Genomic DNA, 20,806 nt, shown 5'->3' on the forward strand with positions numbered 1-20,806 from the left:
CGCCAACAAGCAGGCTGACTTTATCGGCATCACCCTGCGCCGGGGTGCAACCGGGGGCGGCTCAGTCGTAGCGGCCCGCATCGGCAGAGCCCGTTTTCGCAACACCAACTTCTACACATCCAACAATACCCAGCTGGCTTTTTACATGCAGCTGGACAACTTCAACACCACCGTCGAAAGCGGCTACTTTGAAGGCTACAGCCGCATCGGCCCCGATGTAACGATTGGCTACGGGGTTAATGACGCGGGTAACACCACGCCCGAAACCAAGCCAGAAAACCTCGTTGCTCCGCTGGCTTCTCCATCACTAACCGGGACGCCAACCGCTCCGACTGCGGCACCGGGTACGAATACCAATCAGGTTGCAAATACCGCCTTCGTAAAGGCGGCCACAACACCAACCGCACCGGTCACGGTAACGGCTACGGCCGCAACGGCGGCTTCCGGCACCAAATACATCACCAACAACGCCAGCCGTGTCACGGTCACCCTGCCACTCAACGCGAGCAGTAACGTTGGCGATCAGATTTTCGTGCGCGGCCTGGGCGCGGGCGGCTGGCGACTGGCCCAGCCCGAAGCGGGCACCATTGTTCACGGCTCAACCAACACCACGACCGGAACGTCGGGTTACGTTCAGTCGGGCGGGCAGTTTGACACGATCGCCGTCGAAAAGGTGGCAGCCAATGAATGGACCATAATCGGCGTACGCGGCTCTGTAACCATTAACTGATATGAAAACCCTGATTCTTTTCCTCCTGCTGATTCCCGCCCTGATAAACGCCCAGACCCGGCGCGAGATCGGGCGCGGCTATGCGCTGGACTGGCAAACCGGTTCGAGCATGACCAACACGACCACCGAAACCACGGTCTGCTCCCAGATGATTCAGGGCAACTCGATGAGCACCAATAAGCGGCTCAAGTTTCAGGTGCTGTTTGCCATTACCTCGGGGCTGGTTACGCCTGGGCTAACGATTCGGGTCAAATTCGGGGGCTCCACCTTAACCGTGATTTCGGGCGGGGCGATCCTGGGCAGCATCGGAGCTAACAAGGCATTCCGGCTGGAGGGCGAGATCATGAATACCTCGGCCACTACGCAGGTTGTGCAGGCGCATATCGTGCAGGATACCGGCATACTGCCCCTGAACCTGTCCGGTAACGGACTGAACTATGCCGACTGGACGGTGGACACCACCACGGATCAAACGTTCGCGGTAACCCTGCAATACGGGGCCGCACTCACCGGCACAACGATTACTCCGAAACTCGTAAATATTGAAGTGTACTGATGAAAAAGAACATCGCACTGGTCTTAAGTGGCGGGGGCTTTAAAGGCTACTTCCAACACGCAGCCATCGGGGTACTTCGCCAGGCGGGTATTGGCTTTAACTACGTCAACGGCGTCAGCATCGGCAGCATCAACGGGGTGTTCCAGGCCATGAACAAACACGGCCGGGCGGATTACTTCTGGAACCGGGTGCAGGACGAGGGCGCGGGACTGGCCACCACCAGCGATTACCTCAACTTCGAGGATGGTATGATTTCCCCCAATACCGACGCGATCCTGTCCAAACTGGTGCCCAAGCTCACCTTGCTGGAAAAGATCAGGCTGGCAACACCCAAAGGTCGTAAAGCGGTCATTAAGCGCATCCTTGACAATGCCAAAGGTATCAAGGGTATTGCGGATAACACGCCCCTTCTGAACCTTTTGCGGCAGGAAGTGGACAGGACGTTGATCAACGTGCCGTTTGAATGCGGGGCGGTCTCGCTACAGACCGGGGCTTACCTGAGTCTGAACCCGGGCCAGTTTGCCGATAAAGAGAACTTCGTCCGCTACATTCTGGCCAGCTCGAACATGCCGATTGTCTGGCCGCCGGTGGATGGTGTAAAAACCATTGACGGCGTAACGCATAACGGGCTGGTGGACGGCGGGCTGCGCAACATCAGCCCCCTGGGCCAGACGGCCAGCTACATCCACGAGCACCCCGACGATGCGAGTCAGTGGCTGGTGATCGTCATCAACTGCGGAACGGGCTACGTAACGCACTCGGACGCGGATTTAAACATTCTCAGCATCGCCAACCGCAGCCTGAACGACATCGCCTTATCGCAGGTATTCCAGGGCAACATGAACGAAACCATCCGGATCAACCAGCTCGTGCGCCAGTCGGACAAGCCCCTGTACAGCGAATCTGGACGACGCCTTCGCGGGCTGGATCTGATGATCATTCAGCCCGACGATGACAGCATCGGCGACACGCTGGACGCTTCGGCAGGCATCATGCGCAAGCGGGCCAAGCTCGGCAGTGAAAAGGCTTTGGCGGCCCTGGACTGGGCCCGAAAACAACAGATGATTTAACAACTACCACTATGCCAAAGTACGACCACTATTCCAAGCCAATCACGGTCCACGACCAATCCTACGATGTTCCTGAATCCGGGCAGTTCACCTTTCCTGACTTCACTGCCCAAGACTGGTGGCGGGGCTGCACCGGGGGCGTCTGGCAGGTCATTGCGGTTAACGAGTCCAATCCGTCGGTGTACGACCGTAACGCCGAAGCCATTGTGGCCTTTAACGAGATTGGTGATGATGCCTCTATCTACAGCTCACCGCTGAGCAACTTCAGTCCACCCCAGCCAATGGAAGCCCGCCGGGTGATCCGTACCACGCATATTATGCGCCTGTCAGGCACGGCCAAAATCAACCTCAAAGTCTTTTCAACCTACTACGATGATGAAGTATAAGCTGCTTTTGGTTCTGCTTCTGTACGCCGGTTTTGTGGACGCCCAGACGCGCCCCCGCCCAGGGTTGGTGCTACCCGGCTCATCCAGCGAAATCAGCGGGGACTCTTCCCGGGCCTCGTCTACCGGCAAATACCGGCTGTTTCTGCGGTCGGGAACCCTGCGGGCCAAGCCCCGCACCGGCCTATCCTTTGCCTTGATTGGTGGGGGTGGTGGAGGGGGCGGGCCTGCCATCTGGAGCGAGATCATCGACCGTCCGGGCTATTTTCCTCCCCTGTTTGCAGGTGCGCTTCAAGATTCGCTCAACGCCCGTACCCGGCTCTCTACGTTCAATGCGTACATGGCCAGCGTCACCAGCGCCCTGGCGGGCAAACAAAACACCCTGACAGCCGGCACGGATTACCTTCAACCATCGGGCAGCGGGTCGCAGTTAACCAATCTGAATGCCGATAACCTGGGCAGCGGGACCATTCCCGACCCCCGGCTCAGTACGAATGTGCCGCTAAAAGGCAGCTCGGTCGGCTGGACCGCCCAGCACACCTTTACGCTGGTGCCGACGGTGGCGGGTATTCCGTTCCTGCTATCCAACGGCAGCGGGGCATCTTTGACCAGCCTAAACCCGGCGGCTATCCAGTGGAACAGCACCTACGCCACCGTAAGCCAGGCCGAAAAAAACCTGATTACCCCCAACACGCGCACCCTTGCAGGGCTTGATCTGACGATCAACCGGACGGCGTTAGAACTTCGCACGGCACTTGGATTGGTGATCGGTTCAACCGTTTTGGCACCCAACGGAAATGGGGCGGGATTAACCGGAATTGTGCCGACTACACGGACGTTTGCGGGTCTGGATTTTTCAACCAACCGCTCTTCGGTCGATGTTCGCACTGCTCTGAATATGGGGTCGATCTACGCATCGAATCTATCAACCTCCGACGCCGACAGCAACAATACAATTCCCGACATGGCCCGCCTGAAACGGACCGTAGCCAATAGCACGGGTGCCGATTTACCCTACGATAATCGGTATTTCCGGGTCGAAGTGAACGAATCCGGGGATACGGTATTTGTGCTGGCCCCGACAACAGTAACCCCCGGCAGCTACACGCTGGCGAGTGTTACGGTGGATGATCGGGGTCGTGTAACAGCGATTGCAAGCGGGTCGGCACCAAGCGGGGGCGGGACTTTTGCCACCCAATCTGAAGCTGAAACGGGAACAAGTCCGAACACCTACATGAGCCCGCTTCGGTCGAAGCAAAGCTTCATCGCGGATTTGGCCAACAACCTGACCACGACCAACGCTAACAAGGCGCTCGATGCCCGCCAGGGCAAGGTTTTAGGGGATGGGCTGACCTCTCTGGCCAATACGGTAGCGACCAAACAAGATCAACTGATTTCCGGAACCACCCTCAAAACAATTGGCGGAGTCTCCTTATTAGGGCCAGGTGATATACCTTCTGTGGGCGGTGGTGGAAGCACGAATTTGGCCGTTCTGCAAAAAAGTTTCGGCATCCTAATTCCCGCTTTCCGGACAGCCAACAAATTCGACAACATCGGCGGGTCGCTCTCCAGTCCGCAGTTAACCGTTCACGCATCCGGCACGGGCCTGGTGTCTGGTACTGGTGGCTCGAATGCGGACGGTTATCTGAAATTGCCGCAGGAAATTACGGCGCGCAGCACGACGCGCACCGACTGGCGGATCAGTTTTGACATGACCGAGTCGGGCAGCCCTGCCATCACCGTGGGTGTGGGTGAAGCAGCGAACGGGTACATGATCACGCTGGCCAAGTCGGGCAGCAATCTGGTTGTGACGCAGCCGAGTGGTGCAACTGTGACCGGCGCGCTCTCGGGTACTGTCAACATCTCGGTTTCCATCGCCACGGCGAACGGGGGCGTAACCTCCAGCGTCCAGGTACTGGGTACACCCACCAGTTTAACCAGCACGTCCAACCCGCTCAGAGTGCCGGTTTTCGAGTGGGCAAGGCTCACGAAAAACCGGCAGTGGTACGCTTATTTCAAGACGAATACCACCTCTTCCCGAATCGTCGGTTTTCTGCACAATCAGGCGGGGTGGGATGGCGACCCCACTGGCCAGCTATTGACGCGGACGATGGTCGTGAATGCCGTGGGCGCCATCGGGAACAGCTCGACGCTCGACCCTGACCACGAATCCATGATTATTCTTCCGGAGCGTTCCAGCCTTACCACGGCTCAGCGCGTGGTGCAATATTTCCACCACAAAGGAGGCTTTTACAACACAATTCTTTCGACCTCCGTGTTAGACGCGGGCGAAACTGCCCGTCAGATTCTGCTTGCTGGTTACGCACTAATCGCCACGACAGGTGGTATGTCCACGAATACGCTGGCCGAAACCGAGAACTGGGGAAATCCGGAGGCCGTCGGCAAGGCGTCGGAAGTATTTGAAAAGTTGCAGGCAAACGTCCGGAATCTGGGCAAGGAATACCTTCTGGGGACCAGCATGGGGGGCGGCTGGGCGCTGAATTACACGCGCCGGAATCCCGAACGCATCGGGGCTATCTGGCTTTCGTGCCCTGCGGTGAATTTTGAGGAAACCGGCACCGGCTCCATTCAGGCCAATTCTGGTTTGAAACAGTCGCTGGATCTGGCGTATTCAAGTTGGTACATTTCGCTGGTGGCGAGCAACACCGCCGACCCGCAAACCGACGGAGGGACCAACTGGCGGCAGGTGTCCAGCCCCGGCGCTCTTCCGGAATTGGGCGTTAGGCTCGCTACGCAGACCACCGTAAACGGCGCGGTCAGCAACAGCGCCACGGTGGTGCTGGCGGCCACAACAAAGGTTTTTGCGGGTGACTGGGTGTATTTCAAGTTGGCGGGCCAACTTAGGCAGGTGACCCACACCAGCGCAGCCTCCACCAGTATTTTTCTGGATGCTCCGGTTACCCTCGTGACGGGCGATCTGGTTTCGGTGCTGCGCGAACCGGCCACCAACTCGGTAGGATACGAATTTAACTGGGTGCAGCGCAATCGCAACGTCCAGTGGACCGCTGGAACGTACGGCGCGGGAGGTTTCCGCAAACGGGCGTCGGCGGTGCCGGAGCTGGACATAAGACCCCATAATCCAGCCCGATACGCGGATTTTTACGCTTCGCTAAATGTGCCCATTACCATCATGGTGCCGACCGGTGGGTCATCAGCCAACGACGGCATTCTGAATCTGGCACCCATGTACCAGTTTCGGGATGACGTAAATGCATTGCGCACGGGACTAGTCACCCTGGTAGTCGGCACCTCGGCGGCTCATTTGGCCGCAGGTACTTTTAAAGCAACGGGTACCAATGGAACGGTGGATACTTTCAACGCGAACTAACATGAAGAGACTTGCCCTACTTCTTCTGTTGGTTCCCCAGTTGTTGCTGGGGCAGACAGGGGCGTTCACCTTGCCGAAAAAGGCGGGGCCGGTTTCGGGCACCACCCGAACGCTCAGGTTGCCCAGAAACGCCCCAGCTTCAACCGGCACATCCAGGGTTTTTTCGCTCTCGAAAATCCCTGTAATTCCGGAGATTCCGCCGGTTGATGCCGACACGCTGAATTCGTTTGTCCTGCTGGATACCTCCAACGTTAGTTTTGGGGCGTTCAGGGGCGATACTTTGATCAAAACCATCGCGTCAGGGCTCCGTTTACCACCGGGAAAATACCGCACGGACACGCTTTGGGATGGGCTGGGAGAAGACAGCTTGGAGGTGGTCAATGGTACCTATCAAATCAAAGCGCTGGTTAACAACGTTACGGCTGAATTTCAAGGCACGGTTGGTAACACATCCCTGGCGAAATCCGGCAATACGGTCTGGCACAGCGGCAACCCGTTTACCTCGTTTGCGGTTCCAACCGGCAATTACTTTTACGCCGGTGTTGGCTATGCGGAGAACGAGCCGGGTCATTTCAAGGGCTTAAAAACGAATATTCAGGAGCGTATCAACGTCATTCCGACCGAAGGAATGGTGGTGCGCTACATTGATTACGACGGCAGCAAAGTCTACTGGGCCGGACAGGACCATTCACCCAGTAAATTCGGAGTCATTGCGACCAACCTGTCAAACGATGCGCAGGCGTCGCTGGCGGGTGGGGTTTCCCAGACCTGGCAACAGACGGTTTATTCGTCCGTTATCTTTCAGTCAACACCCATCACCGGGCTGGCCGTACAGAAGACGGGTAACTACTATTTCGTATCGGATTCGGCTAATAACCGGGTTATCAGCTACCACAAAACTGTCAACTCGCCGACTTCCTACACGATTACGAATCCGCAGGACGGCGTTTGTGATGCCGCCGGAAATCTCTGGTTGATTTACAACACAACCTCCGTCGGCAAATTCACGGTTACGGGCGGGGTGATCAGCACAACGCCGGTTGTCACGTTATCGGGTCTGGTTTCGCCCAGAGCTATCGACATCTCGCCAGATGGTTCGACAATCGCTATTGGCGATGCCGGAACCCGGCAGACCGTGCGACGCTTCAGTACGACGACCGGCGCGGAGACAACCCAATTAGGTCGTCCGGGAGGTTATTACGTCAGCTCCACCGTAGAGGATGACCGGTTTATGTTCTTCAACCCGAAGGACATTTACAAGGCCCCGGAAGTGGTCGCAATCAACTACGGGGGCACAATTCCCTGGCTGTCCTACACCCCCGAAGGAACATTATGGGTGGGCGATGCAGGGAATGCCCGCGCGCTGCATTTCAATACCGCTGATCTGCTAACCGAATACATTCAGCAACTTGGATTCAATTATTCGGTTCAGGTCAATTTGACCGATTCAAGCCGGGTCTATTCCAATTACCTCGAATTTAAGGTTGATTACAGTAAGCCGTTTGGGCCCAACACGGGAGCATGGAAGCTGTCGCGCAACTGGGCAGCCGGGGTAACCCAGGCGATGGATGACCAATACATCCGGATGAAGAATACGATTACCTACAGCAACGGGCTGACGTATTGTTTCTTCAAAAGTGGCACGAACCTCCAATTATACGAACTTGTTGCTGGCGGCAATGTGCGTCCTACCGGCATCATTGTCACTGGATTCAACTGGCGAATTATGCCCGATGGGTCCCTGCTGCAAATCGGGCAGAATACGGTAGGAACTTCGGCAACGATCACCCGGCGCCTGCTGACCGGTTATTCTGGCAACAACCCCGTTTATGCAAATCCAATAACGGTTGTAAACTCGCCCGCCCTGACGGTTGACGATCCGGCATCAGGCGGTGGGGGCCATAAAACGTTTGGGGTCACCGCATCGGGTAAATACTACATCTGGTCGCACGACCGGCTTAATACGACCACTTACAGAGGGAGAGGGTACCACCTGGGCTTCATCCGATCAACGAAGTGGCTGGCAAAAACGGCCAAAGCTACCTATTTACTGTATCAGGGTAACTTCCCGCGTGATGGCCGTTATGAAATCGGCAATAGCATTAACAATGCCGGTTCGTTTAGTCAGGCGCTGGATAATCTGGTTATTTACGGATTTCAGGGAGAGAACTGGAAGGTAAACCAAAGCGGTCAGACCAATATCTATACGGTTTACCACGACTCCGGGCTGTTCGTTTCGACGTTTGGTGTAACGGGTTTGGAAGCCAACGAATCGGGGAACCGAGACGCTTACCCGGGAATGGCGGGCAACGCCAACAATGGTGGTATTACCCGGAGTGGCAATAATTACTATCTCTACCACGCAGACGAGTTCTGGCGCGGTGGAATCAGTCGGTGGGAGTTGCTGGGGTTAAAGAGCGTGAAACTCATTACCCGGGATTTTGTCAAGTCGGGGTCAATCACAATGCCCGCCAAGCCTTATGTGGATTTGATGGCAGGATTGCCCCGCAACGATACCCTGCGCAACAATACGGCCGGGTGGACCAGATTCCCGGAAAAAGACACCATCAACACGGCGCTGAACCGGCGATGGATGGTCGTTACCCGCCGGACCACCTACCTGGATGAAGAAAACGATTTGTTGATTGTAAACCGGCCCCTGACCAATGGCTTGACCACCTGGGTTAAACGAAGTCTGAGTGGCAGCACACAGAACAACTGGACGATTACCGGGAAATTCGGGTATCCGGAGGTTGCCGAGCAGTTCGATAATTTCATTGATGTGCTCGATAACAACGACCGTGTCATCACCCGGATCAGCCGCCCGCAGGGTAGCCCGGCAACGAACATGAGTATTCAACTCAATGGCAATGTCGTGGTGTCGGGTAACAACGGTCTGCTGGGCTTTCGCTACAGCCAAAACCGACCGTTTTCCATCAAGGTGAATGGCAGCGTAATAACGATGGTGTATGATAAGTATCCGCCGGTTACTACCACCGTGTTCGACCCGCTAGCCAATCCCAACCGTCCGACGACTTTACGCTTTCAATCGTACAGTGCTACGCAAACAGCGCACCAGTTGAGCGTTGCGAACCTGAGACTTTATACGAACCTAACGCAGTGATTGAATCAATGAAGTGTCAGAAAATCATTCACCGCCCCGGCCCAAACCTGATAGCCTTTGTCATTCAGGTGTATGCCATCTTTTTGAAGGTTGTTGCCAGTCGCCAGCAGTTTATTCAGGTCGATCAGGTCGATTTTCTGGGCTTGGCAAAACCGTTTCAGGCCCGCGTTCAGCGTATCAATTCGGGCATTGGTTTCGGACTGATTGAGAAGATAGGGGATGGTCTGGAAAACCGGTTTTACTCCCTTGCTCTGAATCGTTTGCGCAATCAGGGAGTCGTTTTCCAGGGTAAAAGTAGCGTCGAACTCCCGGCTCAACGCATCGTTGGTTCCGGCCAGCACAAAACAGTAGCGCGGCTTGCTGTGGGCGTCGATGCTACTGCTCAAAATTCGCTGAATCAACTCGGAGGTGTAGCCGTATTTAGCAACTTCCCAGACATCACGGCGATTAAGAAGCAGATTCCAGTCTGGAATTTCGGTATGCGAATCGCCCAGCATGGCAATTTGGGCAGAGTGAGTTTTGCGCAGATACCAGTGGGTTAATTCGTCGCGTTGACGTAGTCCCATTACAATCAGGATAGCCAGCAACAAGAGGTTCAAAAGGATGGAAAATAGGTAGCGTTTTTTCATGCAACAAAAGTAGCGTTTTTTCAATACAGGCCGCTGGCCTAACCCGCCCGGCCTGACGAACCGGAAGTTTGATGCGGTAAGTGTCTGATAACTAACCACCTCGATTAACCGGAATGTAAAAATGGAAAGTAGTACGTCCGTAGCGGAGTTCTTCGATATACTCAGCCAATTGCCGTTCGTGGTTAAGGCGTTGCCCTTTGCGTTAATGGCAGCTTTACTGGGGCGGGTGATTGGCAACGGTGACGAAGAGCCGGGGAAGCGCAGCGCAGCCTATAATGTCGTTGCGGTACTCGGATCGATGATGATAGCCATACTGGCGTCGGGCTACGCCTTCGAGGAGCGGAAAGTAAACGTTTGGGCGTCGCTGGGTGTGGCGGTAGTGGTCGGCATCGGCGGGGTCTATATTGTGATTGGCATAAAGAGTTTGTTCAAAGGCTTTGCAAAACGGCCCGAATCCACACTAAAAAAGTACTGGCCTTTCAAGTTCAACCCCTGGGAGGGCGACAAACCAAAAGAATGATGGGAAAGCTAAAGCAATTCTGGAACTTTGGAACAGGCAAGTTGCTTGACCCGATCTACACGCTGCCGTTTGTGTCCATACCGCCCGATCTGGCCCGGCTGATGGACACGGTTTTGTATTACCTTTTTTTAATGGCGCTGGGTATCATTGCCACGGCCTACTGGGGCATTCTGGAGTTCACCAAGGGTCTTAGCACCTCCTACAAGATTCTGCTGGTGTGCATCATCGTCATCTCGTCAATGATGTGCGTCTGGGGCTTTTTCGACGCCCGGTTCGTCAACCTGATGCTGCCGGTCTGGATTTCGCTGATTGCCATGAGCGCGCTAAGCCGGCTTATCAGACTATTTAGGGGGCAGGACCCCAACGAGCTGGTGATGAACCGCCGGACCTGGCAGATGGTGACGCTGATTCTTTCCTGCGTGGTGCTGGTGACCATCGGCGCGGGGGTGCACAGTTTTTTCAGGGGCGGACCCGACACGATTCACTACCTGATGCAGTCGCAGAAGCGGCAGGAGAAAGCCATTGAACGGCAGAGCGCCGATTTAAAGCAGAACAAAGCTGAAACCAAGCAGGTCAAGCAGAACACCGATCAGCTGGTGGTGGGCCTGACGCTTTCGCTGGCGAATCAGGCGCAGCTGTTATCAAACCAGAAAAAAACCGAAGCCGAGAACGCCCGCTTAAAGCGGCAACTGGCGGCTACAAACCGGACGGTCAACCGCACAGCCGCAACAGTCAACACCGTGCAGCGTAACCAGGAAGCGACCCAGGCCAAGGTGGACACGGTTCGCGCCGTAGTCGATACGGTGAAGGCTGTGGTGGCAACGGTATTGCCCCTTGATACCATTGCCGTGCGCGATACCGTGAAGGTGGTTGTGCCCGCCGAAGCTGAGCAGCCCCGGCGCAAGTGGTGGCAGCGGAAGCGGAATAAGTAAGTCCACCCAGCGGCCGCCAAGTGGACTCGTAAAAGGCCCGAACTAAGCGCGCTGATCGTGGGAAGCGGTCCGGACATGTTGTCTTAATGCCAGCTAGTAGTCAATGGTGGAAAGTAGCGAATCTGAACGGAATAGTAACGGATGGTATTAGCTTCTTCTTCGCGAAGCTTTCTTTCTATTTCAACTGCTTTGCGCATGAACTCCTGATGCTGCTCTCGCCAATCTTTACCGGGAGCCGGGTTCTGCCAAGAAGTAAGATAGTATTCCGCACTTTCCATACCCTAATTAACACAATTCCAGCGCAATATGCAAATCCACCTATCCCACCTTGTGCAGTCCGGCATCGCCCCTGCCATTGCCCCACAGTTCGTGGAGCCGATGAATAGGTGGCTGCCTTACTACGGCATCAATACCCCGCTTCGGCTGGCGCACTTCATCGCACAGTGTTCACACGAAAGTATGCGGTTTACGCGGCTCGTGGAGAATCTGAACTACTCCGCCGAAGCCCTTTTGAAAACATGGCCCAAACGGTTTAATGCCGACACCGCGCAGTTATACGCCCGTAAGCCCGAACACATCGCTAATTACGTATACAGCAACCGGATGGGCAACGGCCCCGAAGAATCGGGCGACGGCTGGACATACCGAGGCAGAGGGATTTTGCAGAATACCGGGCGCGGGGCCTATGAAGCCCTGACCGAAGAAACGGGCATTGATTACGTTACGAACCCCCAATGGCTGACGCGGCCCGATGATGCGGTGCGCGCGGCCTGCTGGTACTGGAAAAGCCGCAGACTCAACGTGTTGGCGGATAAGGACGACATTGAAGCCGTGACTCGTGGTGTAAATGGCGGGGTCCACGGATTGGACTCGCGCAAAGCCCTGCTGGTGAGGGCGAAGAAGGCGGTGGGGGTTACGCCATGACTTTCTTTACAACCTCATCCCACCGCGCCTGAATCATTTGAGCGTACAGAAAGCTATCCAGCCCGTAATTGCCCAAAGCATAGGCGTCGTTGACCTCTACCAGATATTGGTAAAGCGAGGGGGTGATGCCGACATCAATACTATAAGCCAATGGCGCATCTTCGTAACTCTTAACCATCTGGCGAATAGCGGCAATGTTGGGTAAATAGGACAGGTCGCCGTTATAAAGAGATACGTTCAGGATTTTGCCATTCAAAATAAAGACCCTGTATTCGGCAACAAACAGCATCGTGTCAGATACCCAAATCTGAGTATCACGACCCGCACCATTAGCATTGAGCAAGCTGCGAACGTCTGTAGCCACAAAGCCCGTAAAGAGCTTATGCGTGTTTTGGGGCTTTATAAAAACCGGCGAATGGTCACCAGAAAACACTTTATCTTCTATTTCTCCGTACGAGGTGATCCGCAGACGTCTACCCAAATAACTCCGAAGAGAGTCCGGGTAATCAATCACATCAGGCGGGGTGACGCCTAGTGCCCGCCAATGGTTAAGAATAACGCCAACCGTATCGCACACGATTGATTCAGGGTCTTTTACGGGTGGGATGTTGTGATAAAACTCAATGTCGTAGCCCATTTTTGAGAAGCCCTCAAATGCACAGTAGATGTTCCGGTTGGTGATTTGCCCGTCTCGGTGATGAATTGGAATGTATACCGTTCTCATACCTCAATATACAAATTAATCACCTGATAATCAACCTTCCCGCTTTATACCTATGTCAATGAGGCCTTCGTATTCTGCTTTAAGTGACGTTAGCCTATTCATCTGATCTTCGTTCTGACAAATACTAATCGCCTTATCAAGTAACTTCACACCCTCCCGTAGGTTCTCTATCCTATCGCCTGGAATAAGATAAGCTAACTGAGCTTTAATAAGCATCTCATTTACCAGTCCTTCAATCTTTTTGTTTACTTCTGCTAATTCTTGACCGATAAAATCTTGCTCCTTCTTTAGTTCTTCAATGCGAGACTCTTTTAGTGCTTCCATATATGATTGATGTTTAACTTCAGACTGTCATTGCTGCTGTGTGGTACGCAATTCTCCGGCAAGGTGCGGGGCGTCAGTGATAGATTTCCGGCGGCTGGCGGGGCATCGGGCAGCCCAGGGCGACCCAGACGCAGAACAGGAACGCCAGAAGGCAGAGGGCGGCAGCGAGTTTTCTCATATCGGACGGTTAAGAAAGTTGATTTTCGTATCTGGGAATAGCCCTTCTGATTTTACATTCGGCGCACATATAGTGTCCATCACCTTCACATGCAAAGTCGTCGCCGTCAGGCTTGCCCGGTTCGAAGTCGGCGCAGTCTCGGTCAGATTCAATATCTCTTTTGGCGATGGGGCAGGGATTGCCCATCATGTCAACTCTCGGTTCGATCACCTCTCCGGTGAAGCTGAATAAGATTGCCATGATCCGGACGTTTGTTAATCATTGAAGATATGCGAACAGTCTTGACATTCGTACCAGCCGGGAGCCTCCTGTTCGCCAAAGAGATTAGAGTAACCTGTTGTGCCGGGCGTATGGCGCAATTCATCTGACTCACAGACAGGGCAGCGCACGGGGTCATCCTCGTCCAAATCGGGATAGTCTGGCTCTTGTCCGCTAAACATTCTGCCGTTTTCTTCTTCGGCCCTTTCGAGGGCGTCCGACCATTGTTTTAACTCGTTATCGTAAGAGTCCATAAAACGTGTGTTATAATTAAGTTTGAGAGCTTTCCCTTACTTATAGAAATCCATAGTAAAGGATATTCAGCAACCTGGTCCACCAATCAAGGGCCACCAAACGGGCGTTTCTGCACCGGGGTTGTTGGACTGGCGTTAGAGGGCGGCTGCTTTCCGCTTGGGCTGGTTGGAGATGCTGGCAGAAGCCTTTTTTGTCTCAAGTGTCCAGCGTCCGTCAGTATCAGGACCAGACAAAGGAATCTGAATGGTCCCCTTCATATTGATGCTGTCCAGAATCGTACGGGCGAGCTCCTTATGCCCGAACGTGAATACCTTATGCACCTTGTCTTTGGCCTGCGGAACATTCTCCCGCATTACGAAGCCGTCTTCTTCACCCGTTTTCATGTACCAGTCGCCGGGGTATTTCTGGTCCTGATAAAACGACACGGTAGCTCCTTTTTTTAGCTTCATAATCCGGGTGGCTCTGGCGTTGATGCGAAATACGCCCGTGTTGGTGCTGATCGTCAGCGTCGGGGTTTCTGCGCCCCGATAGCTGGTGGGCATGGTCTTGTTATTGAATGACTTTAGGTTCATATCTCGTTCGTGATTTGAATTACAGTGACCGGCTGCACCTTCCGGCTGATCTTGACCTGCACGTAGTCCGGTGTGCCAACGATGGCGGGCTTGTCGTCCTCAATGATGCCTGAGCGCACCAATGCGTCCAGGGCCGGTTTTGCTCCACCCACCAGTCCGTCGTAATCTAACGTGCCGGAACTGGAACGTGTGATGGTGATTCTGACCGGCCCGGCGAACGTGGTGCGCTTGTGCTCCATCATGTATTTTTCCAGCAGGTTGCGGTAGGTGGGGTAGTGAAAGCCCCGGCGCCGGATCTGGTTCAGGCTGTAGATGGCGAACGGCAGGTTAATGGTGATGGTCATGTGCGGCCCCAGGTTGGGGGTTAGTGGTTAAGCCGGGAGCCTGTCACACCCCCGGCGTTTAGGTTAAGCAGACACTAATAACTTCTGGTTATGGCTCAAATTGTTGTTCAAAAGCCCGTGAATGAACATCCTGCCTACTTCGGTCCACACCAAATAATGTTTGGTATGAGCATTGCCATTTCCGTCGAAATATTGATGCGTCCGGGTGGTTGCATAACCGCAGTCGTGATATTTGGCGTACAGAACGTAGTGATCGTCAATTTTGTACTGCACTTTCCGCTCAGACAAAACCTTATTCAAGGCAATGGCAGACATTCCCAATTCCTTCGCAATGGTGGTTGTCGTCATATCATCCACACTTTGCAAAACCTTATCGGTGTATTCCGCCTTTGGCTTCAATCGTTCGTTTTCGGCGGCTATCCGTTCGTTCTCTTCCACCTTTTCCAGCAGGGCTTTCAATGCTGATTTGAAGTCGGTAGGAAGCAGTGATTGAAGTCTGCGCCGGGCTTCTGCGAAAGCCTGAACGATTTTTCCTTTGAACTCAACGACCTGATCTGTGTTCCGGCTGAGGGTAGCAACATAGATGGCCTGATCTTCCGTCAAGTGAGCGACCCGTTGCATATTTGCCGCTCCAACGCTGTTTCTGACAGTTAACATTTCAAATGCGACCTGTCCAAAGCGGGATTCGATCTTGTCCTGATACTTGGTGATTGTCTGAATCAGGGCGCGGTTTTCGATTCCTAACTCTTCGGCAATCAGACGGCTGTCAACAACATGAACTCCGTTACGTTCCTGAATTTCAATCAGACCATTCGTTTTGCTGATCGGTTCGCTACCGTCGCCTGTCTGGTTAGCGTTGCGCGTTTCAAACGCGGGATGCTCTAAAATGATTGGCGTGTTCATTTTTCTTCGGGGAGTAGATTGGTAAGACAGGAATCCAGAAATTCGCAGAGTGCGTAAAAAGCGAACGTGTGCCGGTTCGACGTTCTTTCGGAAAAGGTCGAATGCTGGCTTTCGTGAACGTAGAACGTGATAAACCACTCCCGCAAATCAGCCGATAGCTGAATGATTTCGTGCGGGTCTTGTAGGACGGTAAATAATGCCGTTTGCGGTGAAACGACAGGAGAAGGGGCGGCTTGCGCCGGAACACCCGGCGTCGTAGCCGGATTAGAAGAATTGGTATTCATGGTACTTGAGCGTTTTTTGCCCGGTGCAACTCGGACAGGTTGAAATAAAAATAGGCGGGTCGTCGCACTAAGCCCGTCGCTCAAGTACCATTTCAGGTAGCCGCATACGTCATTACAACGTATGCACGGGATTACGACAACCCGCCTATCTATTTCAGATAAACGAACTGAGTAGCCATAAAAATAGCCCGCAACGCGAAGTGCTGGGGCCGCTAGGCCACCTGATATGTACTTGAGCGTTGCTAAGGTATACATAATTCTTTAAATGTCAATAGTTGATAGTCACTTACGTTTAAAATCCCCCACGCCCAGCCGCCTGCCCGTGCTCAGCGTCACTCCGATCTCGGTGGCGCGGTCGTGTACCTCATTCAAAATGTACCTGCGGTTGCAGACGAAGTTCAGCCGATCCTCCCGAATCTCCCGAAGGATCGCTTCCAGATCCGCCCGCGTCTGGGCCGTGGCGATGGCGTCCAGCAAAGCTTCCTCGCTCTGGAACCGCCACTTGGCGGCCTGGATTTGCCCCTGCTCGTGGTACCACTCATCGCTGTGGGGCGTGAGCTTCGAGTCGGGGGCGAAGTGGACGTGCGGGGTCATTGGGGCCAATGCAGTTTAATTTGCTTTAGAATTGCTTCCCCGATGTCTACTACAATGGCGTTTCCGCATCCGTGGATTCTACCTTTGTCCAGTTCTTGGGAAAACCCATCATCCATTCGTACAGATTCATAGTCTGAATGGCGGTCATACCGTTTAAATGACACTGGTACAAAGTCTTGTCTTGGTGTTCGTTCTGGTAATACTTTTTGTAAGAGAGGACTTGTTTTAATATGATCTTCCCATCCGAAGCCGATGGAGTAGGCAATACCATAAATGCGCTTTCTTCCATGCGGGAAGCCCCATTGGGTAGCATAAAAACATCGCCATTCACACATATACCCGCTTCTGGAAAGGTCGCATAAGACGTGCTCGAGTCCTGAAACAAGGAGCATTGGGCTGTTTTCAAAGACAATAACTCTAGGTCTAACCTCCCCCAGAATACGGGCGTATTCTTTCCAGAGACCGGATCGGTGGCCGTCAATACCTTTGACACCTTTCTTTGATTGATTGGCAATACTGAGGTCCTGACAAGGGAAGCCTCCGGTAAGAATGTCAACTGACGGCGGATTTTTGACTTCTCTAATGTCTCCATATTGGTAAGCGTCTGGGAAGTTCTTTTTTAGAATTTTTCGTTTAAATGGGTCTATTTCGCAGTTCCAAAGGGTCTTGATGTCATTCCTCCTGCCAGCCTCCTCAAATCCACCAATGCCAGCAAAAAGCGACCCCATCGTTAAGTTGCTATTCATATCTAACGCTCGTATCTTTCATGGTCAAACGTTTTCGGAAACAGGCTCCGGCGCAGCAGGGCGCAGAGCAGCAGGGTCAGCAGGCGGGTCATGGCTAAAACCAAACGGTGAATCTTACCCAGCGTTCAGGTTTAACCTGAATGCAGACATAGGCGTATTTCCCATCCTCGCAGTCGCGTTGATCAAACCAAACGGTCGGGATTAGCGAAAAACGGCGGTCTGAAACAGGAATGCCTGTCGGAACCCTTACGATTCGCATGTACGCATTTTCGCTTTTAACAGCCTTTTGGTACGCATACAACTGGCTGACAAATTCATCCCCTCGTATTTTGCCCAAAAGCCCAAACAGGCGATTGTTGCTGGCTCTGGTTTTGGCTTGCTGATTTTTTGCGTAAGCCTTCCAGCCCTTATCTAATTCTTTTTCAACAGCACCGTAAAATGCTTTTACGAAAGAAGCTCTTGTGTGTATCATGGTCGTGCGCTAACAGTTGTGGTGGTCTGGCGGGGCCGGGGCTTGGTGGCCCACACGATGGCAACAAAGGCAATCAGCAGCAGTAGTGTGATGATTGGCATACGGGTTTCTGGCTTCATCGTCTGGCGGTTAAAGTCGTTTCGTGGTTGGGGTCGCCCATCAGTTTCGTGTGGCGGGCATTCTGCCGCACCGCCAGCCAGACCAGTACGGCCAGCAGCGCGGCTTTCAGGGTGTAGTCGGCGGTGCGGCTCATGGTGGCTAGTAGCGCAGGTCTGTCCAGTGGATTATCTTGCCAGCAAAATCGGTGTTGAACCAATCGAAGAACTGCGTAGTCCTGTCGAATCCATCGTTTTTCGCCAGCAGATCAACTTCGTCATGGGTCAAAACCCGGCCGTCAACAGAAACTTCGGGGTAGTATTCGGATTGGTTAAACCAACGAATCTCAATCTTCTGAACAGCTTTACAGGTGCCAGAACGGAAATGGTGGTAGTTTTTTCGTGCGTACACCCGTAGCGAACTGGATACCATTCCCTACAGCCCATCGATTGTTTGGGTCAGCGCGCAAAGTGTGCTTTTTGGTTCCAGCCAGAATCTTCTCCGGAAATCCCGTTGGTTTGCCGTTGTGCGTTTTTTTGAATCCGAGTACCATTTCTCTTCGGGGGTTATGCCAGCCGGCGCGGGGCCGGGCAGCGGGTGGTGATTAGGCGGCTTGGGATTGGGGACTGGCGGCAAAAACCTTGATCGGATTGCCGTTCTTGTCTTTCTGGCTGGAATCGACCAGTGAAAAACCGTTCTTCGTGGCGTGGCTGACCAGTTCGTTGATTAGCTCGGCGCGAACCTCCCGGTCAAATGTGGCTGATTTAAGCTGTACCCGCAGACTGTCAATGGTTTTCAAATCATTGGCGGCCCGAATGGTGGTTAGCCATTCCTGCTTAACTTCCTCCAACTCATCGGCCTGGCGCTGCTTCTCCTGCCGGTCCAGATCCGCCTGATCTAGCCCCTTTTCGCACCAGTCCCGGATCAGTTTGCCCGTTTCAATGGAAGGGACGAAGCCCGGCTTGCCCGCGAACAACTCCGTACGGTCTTTAGATGCCGACGCATTGTGGCGCATATCCAGTTCCAGATTGACCGTAAGCTCGTACTCAAAGCCTTCCCGCGTCACCTCCTTCAAACCGGCCTTTTCCACCTGAATCTTACCGTTGTTGTCTTTGGTCATTTCGTAGTCCTGCTTCCGGCGAACGGTGGTAATCATGTGGCAGGGACTGCTGACAATGGCTTCGATAAAAGCCTGATGGCGGGGTGTCACCTTGGCCCAGTTCTGGTATTTGCCACCCATCTGATCAACAATCTCCAGACAGCCGCCTTTGCCGTCCCATTCGTGGGTGATGCTGTCGATAATGATTACCTCCATTCCCTGCTTATGGCAGATGTTAATAGCCTGGATATAGCGTTCGGGCGAATAGTCCGGCGTTAACGGCACGACGTTGAAATCCCCCAGGTGCTCGTACAAATCAGCACTGCCATTTTCAGTGTCGATCAGGGCAATCTTGGACCAGTCCCCGCACAGACCGTAGGCGATCAAAAGGGCGCTATAGGTTTTACCGGCTCCTGACGGGGCGGAGAGCCCCAGGCGAATCTTGGCCTTTTTTCGGGTTGCTTTACGAAATTCCATTGGTATATCAGTTGTAGTTTAAACTGTACGGCACACAACGCGGCCCTTCGGACACCAGCTTATCGCCGTGTTTCATGTGGTAGCGGAAGCACTCCCGGTAGCGGCCCGCGCTCTTTAGCATCAGCGCCACCAGAATCATTTGCCAGAACGGGCGTTTGCAGGGCGAAAGGTGCGTCAGGTAGTGATCGAAAAACGTGCGGGCCAGCGAGTAGGCGTAGCTAACGACTTCGGCGGGCGGCTGGTCGGCAAACAGCCCGAATGTGTCACACAGGTTACACAGGTCTTCTACCCACGTGTGCGTATTGGCCTGGGTGGCTTTCAGGGTGCGGCGCTGGCGAATGACCAGTTCCACGCAAAGCTGCTCGGTGAGGGTCAGGGTTCTCATAGCTGTCCTGCCTCCTTTCCGAGTGCCTTTGCAATGGCGTCATTGCGTAGCGTTTGAAGTTCCATCAATTCTTCGTACAGCTCGTCGGTAAAGCGGGGCGTAACCCCCAATTCCCACATGCTGTCCTCCTGGATCAGATGTGCTTCCCACAATTCGTAGCGTTTCAGGACTGCCAACAAATCGGGTGCGGCTGCGATCAGATGGGCGTCAGGGTGGTTGATCGACTGAAACCAGTTTTTGTGATGTTCCCGACCCGGAACCACTTGCGCGAATTCATGGGCATCATAGAGCAAACCGCCCTTTTCAAATCGCGGCTGTGCGCCGTTCATGCCCCACCGTTGGAAATCCATAACAATGGTTTTGTGACCCGTTTCCGAATAAAGCTCAACCTGTTTATTGTTCTGGTTGAATTGCCATTTCCAAGGCCCCGGTGTATGTTGAATCTCGCTCATAACTCCACTCGCATTAAGTGTACAACATCCATATCGACCGTCACGGTCTGTGCCCCCGCTACCCAGTTGGGCTTGGCCGGGTGCCATTTGGGAGCCTTGCGCAGCCGTTCCTGTTGACGAATCTGAAACATCGGCACCGTGAAGGTGACGTACAGGTAGCCGCCCGCCCACTCGGGAGCCTGTTTCACCACGGCGCTGGTAATGGCCGAAGCGGGCAGGGTAGTGTGTTTGGCAAACCGCGTCACGTAGTCCGACAGCGTTTCGGGGCTAACGGTGATCGTTTGATCCGGCAGCGCTTCGTAGACGGTTGTTTTGAGTTGTTGATCGCGAAGCACGATAATTGGAATTGAGGTCGTTGTTGTTAATTTTGCGTGTTGCATAATGAATTAGGAGTTACACCGCCCGAGCACCTCTCACCGTAGCTCG

The 20,806-nt window shown here is 53.8% G+C and carries 28 protein-coding genes; 9 read left to right on the forward strand and 19 right to left on the reverse strand.

Annotated elements, in window-relative coordinates; translation table 11 throughout:
• The 6 genes from ACYVHX_RS04695 to ACYVHX_RS04720 all read left to right on the forward strand — a co-directional run.
• Nucleotides 1-730, forward strand: a 730-nt coding sequence (locus tag ACYVHX_RS04695; RefSeq protein ID WP_460670462.1) for a hypothetical protein, incomplete at its 5' end; no start/stop codon positions are given.
• 1 nt (nucleotide 731) lies between these two features.
• Nucleotides 732-1,286 carry a hypothetical protein gene (locus ACYVHX_RS04700; RefSeq protein ID WP_460670463.1) on the forward strand — a complete coding sequence of 185 codons (555 nt, stop codon included), beginning with the start codon at nucleotides 732-734 and terminating at the stop codon, nucleotides 1,284-1,286.
• The gene (locus ACYVHX_RS04705) at nucleotides 1,286-2,356 is read left to right on the forward strand and encodes a patatin-like phospholipase family protein (RefSeq protein ID WP_460670464.1); all 1,071 of its coding nucleotides are present in this window, start codon (nucleotides 1,286-1,288) and stop codon (nucleotides 2,354-2,356) included. The genes ACYVHX_RS04700 and ACYVHX_RS04705 overlap by 1 nt, the downstream gene beginning before the upstream one ends.
• 11 nt (nucleotides 2,357-2,367) lie before the next feature.
• Nucleotides 2,368-2,742 (forward strand): hypothetical protein, encoded by a 375-nt coding sequence (locus tag ACYVHX_RS04710; protein ID WP_460670465.1) that lies wholly within the window; start codon nucleotides 2,368-2,370, stop codon nucleotides 2,740-2,742.
• The gene (locus ACYVHX_RS04715) at nucleotides 2,729-6,088 is read left to right on the forward strand and encodes a serine aminopeptidase domain-containing protein (protein WP_460670466.1); all 3,360 of its coding nucleotides are present in this window, start codon (nucleotides 2,729-2,731) and stop codon (nucleotides 6,086-6,088) included. The genes ACYVHX_RS04710 and ACYVHX_RS04715 overlap by 14 nt, the downstream gene beginning before the upstream one ends.
• 1 nt (nucleotide 6,089) lies before the next feature.
• On the forward strand, nucleotides 6,090-9,212 hold the full coding sequence (locus ACYVHX_RS04720) for an NHL repeat-containing protein (RefSeq protein ID WP_460670467.1): 3,123 nt from the start codon (nucleotides 6,090-6,092) through the stop codon (nucleotides 9,210-9,212).
• Between the two features lie 5 nt (nucleotides 9,213-9,217).
• Here ACYVHX_RS04720 and ACYVHX_RS04725 read toward each other — a convergent pair whose 3' ends face one another.
• Nucleotides 9,218-9,841 (reverse strand): GDSL-type esterase/lipase family protein, encoded by a 624-nt coding sequence (locus ACYVHX_RS04725; protein WP_460670468.1) that lies wholly within the window; start codon nucleotides 9,839-9,841, stop codon nucleotides 9,218-9,220.
• Nucleotides 9,842-9,962: 121 nt separating this feature from the next.
• Between ACYVHX_RS04725 and ACYVHX_RS04730 the strand changes: the two genes are divergently transcribed.
• Together ACYVHX_RS04730 and ACYVHX_RS04735 are read left to right on the forward strand one after the other, a co-directional pair.
• The gene (locus ACYVHX_RS04730) at nucleotides 9,963-10,361 is read left to right on the forward strand and encodes a hypothetical protein (RefSeq protein WP_460670469.1); all 399 of its coding nucleotides are present in this window, start codon (nucleotides 9,963-9,965) and stop codon (nucleotides 10,359-10,361) included.
• Nucleotides 10,361-11,293, forward strand: coding sequence for a hypothetical protein (locus ACYVHX_RS04735; protein WP_460670470.1), 933 nt, complete (start codon nucleotides 10,361-10,363; stop codon nucleotides 11,291-11,293). Before ACYVHX_RS04730 ends, ACYVHX_RS04735 begins: the two co-directional genes overlap by 1 nt.
• Nucleotides 11,294-11,376: 83 nt before the next feature.
• Here the strand turns inward: ACYVHX_RS04735 and ACYVHX_RS04740 are convergent, their stop codons facing one another.
• Nucleotides 11,377-11,571, reverse strand: coding sequence for a hypothetical protein (locus ACYVHX_RS04740; RefSeq protein ID WP_460670471.1), 195 nt, complete (start codon nucleotides 11,569-11,571; stop codon nucleotides 11,377-11,379).
• A gap of 28 nt (nucleotides 11,572-11,599) precedes the next feature.
• On the opposite strand from ACYVHX_RS04740, the gene ACYVHX_RS04745 reads away from it, so the two are divergent.
• Nucleotides 11,600-12,217, forward strand: a complete 618-nt coding sequence (locus tag ACYVHX_RS04745; protein WP_460670472.1) for a glycoside hydrolase family 19 protein — start codon at nucleotides 11,600-11,602, stop codon at nucleotides 12,215-12,217.
• Here ACYVHX_RS04745 and ACYVHX_RS04750 read toward each other — a convergent pair.
• From ACYVHX_RS04750 to ACYVHX_RS04830, 17 genes are all read right to left on the reverse strand, one after another.
• Nucleotides 12,207-12,941: an ATP-grasp domain-containing protein gene (locus tag ACYVHX_RS04750; protein ID WP_460670473.1), complete on the reverse strand. Its 735-nt coding sequence runs from the start codon at nucleotides 12,939-12,941 to the stop codon at nucleotides 12,207-12,209. The genes ACYVHX_RS04745 and ACYVHX_RS04750 overlap by 11 nt on opposite strands.
• Before the next feature lie 30 nt (nucleotides 12,942-12,971).
• On the reverse strand, nucleotides 12,972-13,265 hold the full coding sequence (locus tag ACYVHX_RS04755) for a hypothetical protein (RefSeq protein ID WP_460670474.1): 294 nt from the start codon (nucleotides 13,263-13,265) through the stop codon (nucleotides 12,972-12,974).
• A gap of 187 nt (nucleotides 13,266-13,452) precedes the next feature.
• The gene (locus tag ACYVHX_RS04760) at nucleotides 13,453-13,683 is read right to left on the reverse strand and encodes a hypothetical protein (RefSeq protein WP_460670475.1); all 231 of its coding nucleotides are present in this window, start codon (nucleotides 13,681-13,683) and stop codon (nucleotides 13,453-13,455) included.
• Between the two features lie 14 nt (nucleotides 13,684-13,697).
• A complete protein-coding gene (locus ACYVHX_RS04765) occupies nucleotides 13,698-13,955 on the reverse strand; it encodes a hypothetical protein (protein WP_460670476.1) in 258 nt (85 codons plus the stop codon).
• 135 nt (nucleotides 13,956-14,090) lie between these two features.
• Nucleotides 14,091-14,498: a hypothetical protein gene (locus tag ACYVHX_RS04770; protein ID WP_460670477.1), complete on the reverse strand. Its 408-nt coding sequence runs from the start codon at nucleotides 14,496-14,498 to the stop codon at nucleotides 14,091-14,093.
• A 26-nt stretch (nucleotides 14,499-14,524) separates the two neighbouring features.
• Nucleotides 14,525-14,872 carry a RusA family crossover junction endodeoxyribonuclease gene (locus ACYVHX_RS04775; RefSeq protein WP_460670478.1) on the reverse strand — a complete coding sequence of 116 codons (348 nt, stop codon included), beginning with the start codon at nucleotides 14,870-14,872 and terminating at the stop codon, nucleotides 14,525-14,527.
• A gap of 63 nt (nucleotides 14,873-14,935) precedes the next feature.
• On the reverse strand, nucleotides 14,936-15,775 hold the full coding sequence (locus ACYVHX_RS04780; RefSeq protein ID WP_460670479.1) for a phage antirepressor KilAC domain-containing protein: 840 nt from the start codon (nucleotides 15,773-15,775) through the stop codon (nucleotides 14,936-14,938).
• Nucleotides 15,772-16,059: a hypothetical protein gene (locus tag ACYVHX_RS04785; protein WP_460670480.1), complete on the reverse strand. Its 288-nt coding sequence runs from the start codon at nucleotides 16,057-16,059 to the stop codon at nucleotides 15,772-15,774. Before ACYVHX_RS04785 ends, ACYVHX_RS04780 begins: the two co-directional genes overlap by 4 nt.
• Before the next feature lie 282 nt (nucleotides 16,060-16,341).
• Nucleotides 16,342-16,653, reverse strand: a complete 312-nt coding sequence (locus ACYVHX_RS04790; RefSeq protein ID WP_460670481.1) for a hypothetical protein — start codon at nucleotides 16,651-16,653, stop codon at nucleotides 16,342-16,344.
• Nucleotides 16,650-17,399, reverse strand: a complete 750-nt coding sequence (locus ACYVHX_RS04795) for a DNA cytosine methyltransferase (RefSeq protein WP_460670482.1) — start codon at nucleotides 17,397-17,399, stop codon at nucleotides 16,650-16,652. Before ACYVHX_RS04795 ends, ACYVHX_RS04790 begins: the two co-directional genes overlap by 4 nt.
• A 94-nt stretch (nucleotides 17,400-17,493) precedes the next feature.
• The gene (locus tag ACYVHX_RS04800) at nucleotides 17,494-17,871 is read right to left on the reverse strand and encodes a hypothetical protein (protein WP_460670483.1); all 378 of its coding nucleotides are present in this window, start codon (nucleotides 17,869-17,871) and stop codon (nucleotides 17,494-17,496) included.
• Nucleotides 17,872-17,986: 115 nt separating this feature from the next.
• A complete protein-coding gene (locus tag ACYVHX_RS04805) occupies nucleotides 17,987-18,124 on the reverse strand; it encodes a hypothetical protein (protein WP_460670484.1) in 138 nt (45 codons plus the stop codon).
• Between the two features lie 5 nt (nucleotides 18,125-18,129).
• Nucleotides 18,130-18,378 (reverse strand): hypothetical protein, encoded by a 249-nt coding sequence (locus ACYVHX_RS04810; RefSeq protein ID WP_460670485.1) that lies wholly within the window; start codon nucleotides 18,376-18,378, stop codon nucleotides 18,130-18,132.
• 193 nt (nucleotides 18,379-18,571) lie between these two features.
• Complete coding sequence (locus ACYVHX_RS04815; protein WP_460670486.1) at nucleotides 18,572-19,543, reverse strand: AAA family ATPase; 972 nt, start codon at nucleotides 19,541-19,543, stop codon at nucleotides 18,572-18,574.
• Nucleotides 19,544-19,550: 7 nt separating this feature from the next.
• A complete protein-coding gene (locus tag ACYVHX_RS04820; protein ID WP_460670487.1) occupies nucleotides 19,551-19,928 on the reverse strand; it encodes a hypothetical protein in 378 nt (125 codons plus the stop codon).
• On the reverse strand, nucleotides 19,925-20,380 hold the full coding sequence (locus ACYVHX_RS04825; protein WP_460670488.1) for a hypothetical protein: 456 nt from the start codon (nucleotides 20,378-20,380) through the stop codon (nucleotides 19,925-19,927). The genes ACYVHX_RS04820 and ACYVHX_RS04825 overlap by 4 nt, the downstream gene beginning before the upstream one ends.
• A complete protein-coding gene (locus ACYVHX_RS04830) occupies nucleotides 20,377-20,715 on the reverse strand; it encodes a hypothetical protein (RefSeq protein WP_460670489.1) in 339 nt (112 codons plus the stop codon). Before ACYVHX_RS04830 ends, ACYVHX_RS04825 begins: the two co-directional genes overlap by 4 nt.
• Nucleotides 20,716-20,806: the final 91 nt, after the last annotated feature.

This window comes from Larkinella ripae (assembly GCF_054780775.1).

Excerpts from the sequence above, each read along its gene's own strand:
- ACYVHX_RS04700 (WP_460670463.1), top strand. The coding sequence starts at position 732 with ATGAAAACCCTGATTCTTTTCCTCCTGCTGATTCCCGCCCTGATAAAC.
- ACYVHX_RS04705 (WP_460670464.1), top strand. The coding sequence starts at position 1,286 with ATGAAAAAGAACATCGCACTGGTCTTAAGTGGCGGGGGCTTTAAAGGC.
- ACYVHX_RS04710 (WP_460670465.1), top strand. The coding sequence starts at position 2,368 with ATGCCAAAGTACGACCACTATTCCAAGCCAATCACGGTCCACGACCAA.
- ACYVHX_RS04715 (WP_460670466.1), top strand. The coding sequence starts at position 2,729 with ATGATGAAGTATAAGCTGCTTTTGGTTCTGCTTCTGTACGCCGGTTTT.
- ACYVHX_RS04720 (WP_460670467.1), top strand. The coding sequence starts at position 6,090 with ATGAAGAGACTTGCCCTACTTCTTCTGTTGGTTCCCCAGTTGTTGCTG.
- ACYVHX_RS04725 (WP_460670468.1), bottom strand. The coding sequence starts at position 9,841 with ATGAAAAAACGCTACCTATTTTCCATCCTTTTGAACCTCTTGTTGCTG.
- ACYVHX_RS04730 (WP_460670469.1), top strand. The coding sequence starts at position 9,963 with ATGGAAAGTAGTACGTCCGTAGCGGAGTTCTTCGATATACTCAGCCAA.
- ACYVHX_RS04735 (WP_460670470.1), top strand. The coding sequence starts at position 10,361 with ATGGGAAAGCTAAAGCAATTCTGGAACTTTGGAACAGGCAAGTTGCTT.
- ACYVHX_RS04740 (WP_460670471.1), bottom strand. The coding sequence starts at position 11,571 with ATGGAAAGTGCGGAATACTATCTTACTTCTTGGCAGAACCCGGCTCCC.
- ACYVHX_RS04745 (WP_460670472.1), top strand. The coding sequence starts at position 11,600 with ATGCAAATCCACCTATCCCACCTTGTGCAGTCCGGCATCGCCCCTGCC.
- ACYVHX_RS04750 (WP_460670473.1), bottom strand. The coding sequence starts at position 12,941 with ATGAGAACGGTATACATTCCAATTCATCACCGAGACGGGCAAATCACC.
- ACYVHX_RS04755 (WP_460670474.1), bottom strand. The coding sequence starts at position 13,265 with ATGGAAGCACTAAAAGAGTCTCGCATTGAAGAACTAAAGAAGGAGCAA.
- ACYVHX_RS04760 (WP_460670475.1), bottom strand. The coding sequence starts at position 13,683 with ATGGCAATCTTATTCAGCTTCACCGGAGAGGTGATCGAACCGAGAGTT.
- ACYVHX_RS04765 (WP_460670476.1), bottom strand. The coding sequence starts at position 13,955 with ATGGACTCTTACGATAACGAGTTAAAACAATGGTCGGACGCCCTCGAA.
- ACYVHX_RS04770 (WP_460670477.1), bottom strand. The coding sequence starts at position 14,498 with ATGCCCACCAGCTATCGGGGCGCAGAAACCCCGACGCTGACGATCAGC.
- ACYVHX_RS04775 (WP_460670478.1), bottom strand. The coding sequence starts at position 14,872 with ATGACCATCACCATTAACCTGCCGTTCGCCATCTACAGCCTGAACCAG.
- ACYVHX_RS04780 (WP_460670479.1), bottom strand. The coding sequence starts at position 15,775 with ATGAACACGCCAATCATTTTAGAGCATCCCGCGTTTGAAACGCGCAAC.
- ACYVHX_RS04785 (WP_460670480.1), bottom strand. The coding sequence starts at position 16,059 with ATGAATACCAATTCTTCTAATCCGGCTACGACGCCGGGTGTTCCGGCG.
- ACYVHX_RS04790 (WP_460670481.1), bottom strand. The coding sequence starts at position 16,653 with ATGACCCCGCACGTCCACTTCGCCCCCGACTCGAAGCTCACGCCCCAC.
- ACYVHX_RS04795 (WP_460670482.1), bottom strand. The coding sequence starts at position 17,399 with ATGAATAGCAACTTAACGATGGGGTCGCTTTTTGCTGGCATTGGTGGA.
- ACYVHX_RS04800 (WP_460670483.1), bottom strand. The coding sequence starts at position 17,871 with ATGATACACACAAGAGCTTCTTTCGTAAAAGCATTTTACGGTGCTGTT.
- ACYVHX_RS04805 (WP_460670484.1), bottom strand. The coding sequence starts at position 18,124 with ATGAGCCGCACCGCCGACTACACCCTGAAAGCCGCGCTGCTGGCCGTA.
- ACYVHX_RS04815 (WP_460670486.1), bottom strand. The coding sequence starts at position 19,543 with ATGGAATTTCGTAAAGCAACCCGAAAAAAGGCCAAGATTCGCCTGGGG.
- ACYVHX_RS04820 (WP_460670487.1), bottom strand. The coding sequence starts at position 19,928 with ATGAGAACCCTGACCCTCACCGAGCAGCTTTGCGTGGAACTGGTCATT.
- ACYVHX_RS04825 (WP_460670488.1), bottom strand. The coding sequence starts at position 20,380 with ATGAGCGAGATTCAACATACACCGGGGCCTTGGAAATGGCAATTCAAC.